The organism is Blastococcus sp. SYSU DS1021, from assembly GCF_054050995.1.
In genome coordinates this window covers 1-3,277 of the sequence record NZ_JBJHAL010000049.1, presented here as the reverse complement: position 1 = coordinate 3,277, position 3,277 = coordinate 1, and the positions used below count along the sequence as shown (strand labels likewise).

Sequence of the window (3,277 nt, the reverse complement as noted above, 5' to 3'; positions counted from 1 at the left end):
GCCGCCACACTGGTTGTGGTGGTCCAGAGCCGCGCCCACACCGTGATCGGTGCCCCGTCTGGGGGTGCCGGCGGAGCGTGTGGGGTGGTGCTCGAGGGTGGAACGCTGACTCGTTCGGCCGGCGGCCCGGTGCTGCCCCTAGTACTGCACACACTTGTGTGTGCGTGGAGCGGGGTGGGAGTGGGTGGTTGGTCGTAGGCACGCTGTTGGGTCCTGAGGGAGCGGGTGACCGTTTCTTCGTGTCAGGGCCTTCCTGTTGTCGTACCGCCCGGGTTGTCCGGGGCTGGCGGTGGCGTGGTGGGGGGTTGCTGGTCGTACGTTGAGAACTGCACAGTGGACGCGAGCATCTTCTGACTCTGTTTGCAGAGTTCAAGTGTTGTAGGCCCGTCTCATCATTTCCTTCCGGGGGTGTGGGGCGGGATTTTTGTGTGGCCAAGTTGTTAAGGGCACACGGTGGATGCCTGGGCACCAGGAGCCGATGAAGGACGTAGGAGGCTGCGATAAGCCTCGGGGAGCTGTCAACCGAGCGTTGATCCGAGGATTTCCGAATGGGGGAACCCCGCACCAGTCATGTGGTGTGACCCGCGCCTGAACACATAGGGCGTGTGGAGGGAACGTGGGGAAGTGAAACATCTCAGTACCCACAGGAAGAGAAAACAACAGTGATTCCGTGAGTAGTGGCGAGCGAAAGCGGAAGAGGCTAAACCGATCGCATGTGATAGCCGGCAGGCGTTGTGTGGTCGGGGTCGTGGGACAGTTCTGCATCCTCTGCCGGGGGTGCGGGGAGTCATAAAGGACTTGTGTTAGTGGAAGGCCTCTGGAAAGGGTCGCCGTAGAGGGTGAGAGCCCCGTACACGAAAACGCAGTCCCTCCCGAACTTGTTTCCCAAGTAGCACCGAGCCCGTGAAATTCGGTGTGAATCCGGCGGGACCACCCGCTAAGCCTGAATACTCCCTGGTGACCGATAGCGGACAAGTACCGTGAGGGAAAGGTGAAAAGTACCCCGGGAGGGGAGTGAAATAGTACCTGAAACCGTGTGCCTACAAGCCGTGAGAGCCTTACGCCGCCTTGTGTGGTGGGGGTGATTGCGTGCCTTTTGAAGAATGAGCCTGCGAGTTAGCGGTACGTGGCGAGGTTAACCCGTGTGGGGTAGCCGTAGCGAAAGCGAGTCCGAACAGGGCGTTTGAGTCGCGTGCTCTAGACCCGAAGCCGAGTGATCTACCCATGGCCAGGTTGAAGCGCGGGTAAGACCGCGTGGAGGACCGAACCCACCAGGGTTGAAAACCTGGGGGATGAGCTGTGGGTAGGGGTGAAAGGCCAATCAAACTCGGTGATAGCTGGTTCTCCCCGAAATGCATTTAGGTGCAGCGTCACGTGTTTCTTGCCGGAGGTAGAGCACTGGATGGCCGATGGGCCCCACAAGGTTACTGACGTCAACCAAACTCCGAATGCCGGTAAGTGAGAGCGTGGCAGTGAGACTGCGGGCGATAAGGTTCGTAGTCGAGAGGGAAACAGCCCAGATCATCGGCTAAGGCCCCTAAGCGTGTGCTAAGTGGAAAAGGATGTGGGATCGCAGAGACAACCAGGAGGTTGGCTTAGAAGCAGCCACCCTTGAAAGAGTGCGTAATAGCTCACTGGTCAAGTGGTTCCGCGCCGACAATGTAGCGGGGCTCAAGCACACCGCCGAAGCCGTGGCATTCACACGTTCGCCCGCCGACACCTCTTCAGGTGCCGGCCAGGTGTGTGGATGGGTAGGGGAGCGTCGTGTGGCGGTGGAAGCGGCGGAGTGATCCAGCCGTGGACGCCACACGAGTGAGAATGCAGGCATGAGTAGCGAGAGGGGAGTGAGAACCTCCCCCGCCGGAAGACCAAGGGTTCCTGGGCCAGGCTAATCCGCCCAGGGTGAGTCGGGACCTAAGGCGAGGCCGACAGGCGTAGTCGATGGACAACGGGTTGATATTCCCGTACCCGCGAAGGAACGCCCATGCTGAACCCAGCGATGCTAACCCACCGAAGCTGGTGAGCCCACTTGTGGGCGATCCGGTGGAGCTGGGGACCCGGACTGGTAGTAGGCAAGCGATGGGGTGACGCAGGAAGGTAGTCCTACCGGTGAGTGGTAGTACCGGTGCAAGGGTGTGGCCCGCGGAATAGGCAAATCCGTTCCGCATGAGGGTGAGGCCCGACGCATAGCCGATTGAGGCGAATTGGATGATCCTATGCTGCCGAGAAAAGCCTCTAGCGAGTTCCGAGCGGCCCGTACCCCAAACCAACTCAGGTGGTCAGGTAGAGAATACCGAGGCGATCGAGCGAACTGTGGTTAAGGAACTCGGCAAAATGCCCCCGTAACTTCGGGAGAAGGGGGGCCATCTGCTGTGAACCGCCTTGCGCGGGGCAGCGGTGGGTGGCCGCAGAGACCAGTGAGAAGCGACTGTTTACTAAAAACACAGGTCCGTGCGAAGTCGTAAGACGATGTATACGGACTGACGCCTGCCCGGTGCTGGAACGTTAAGGGGACGGGTTAGCCGCAAGGCGAAGCTCAGAACTCAAGCGCCAGTAAACGGCGGTGGTAACTATAACCATCCTAAGGTAGCGAAATTCCTTGTCGGGTAAGTTCCGACCTGCACGAATGGCGTAACGACTTCTCAGCTGTCTCAACCACAGGCTCGGCGAAATTGCACTACGAGTAAAGATGCTCGTTACGCGCGGCAGGACGGAAAGACCCCGGGACCTTTACTATAGCTTGATATTGGTGTTCGGTTCGGCTTGTGTAGGATAGGTGGGAGACTGCGAAGCGGGCACGCCAGTGTTCGTGGAGTCGCCGTTGAAATACCACTCTGGTCGAATTGGATGTCTAACCTCGGTCCGTGATCCGGATCAGGGACAGTGTCAGGTGGGTAGTTTAACTGGGGCGGTTGCCTCCCAAAATGTAACGGAGGCGCCCAAAGGTTCCCTCAGCCTGGTTGGCAATCAGGTGTCGAGTGCAAGTGCACAAGGGAGCTTGACTGCGAGACCGACGGGTCGAGCAGGAGCGAAAGCTGGGACTAGTGACCCGGCACCGGCATGTGGAAGCGGTGTCGCTCAACGGATAAAAGGTACCCCGGGGATAACAGGCTGATCTTCCCCAAGAGTCCATATCGACGGGATGGTTTGGCACCTCGATGTCGGCTCGTCGCATCCTGGGGCTGGAGTAGGTCCCAAGGGTTGGGCTGTTCGCCCATTAAAGCGGTACGCGAGCTGGGTTTAGAACGTCGTGAGACAGTTCGGTCCCTATCCGCCG

At 59.3% G+C, this 3,277-nt stretch carries 1 rRNA gene; it reads left to right on the top strand.

The annotated features are described in order from the left end of the window. Positions 1-430 precede the first annotated feature (430 nt). Positions 431-3,277: ribosomal RNA gene (locus ACI8AP_RS20935) — 23S ribosomal RNA — on the top strand; the annotation flags it as partial.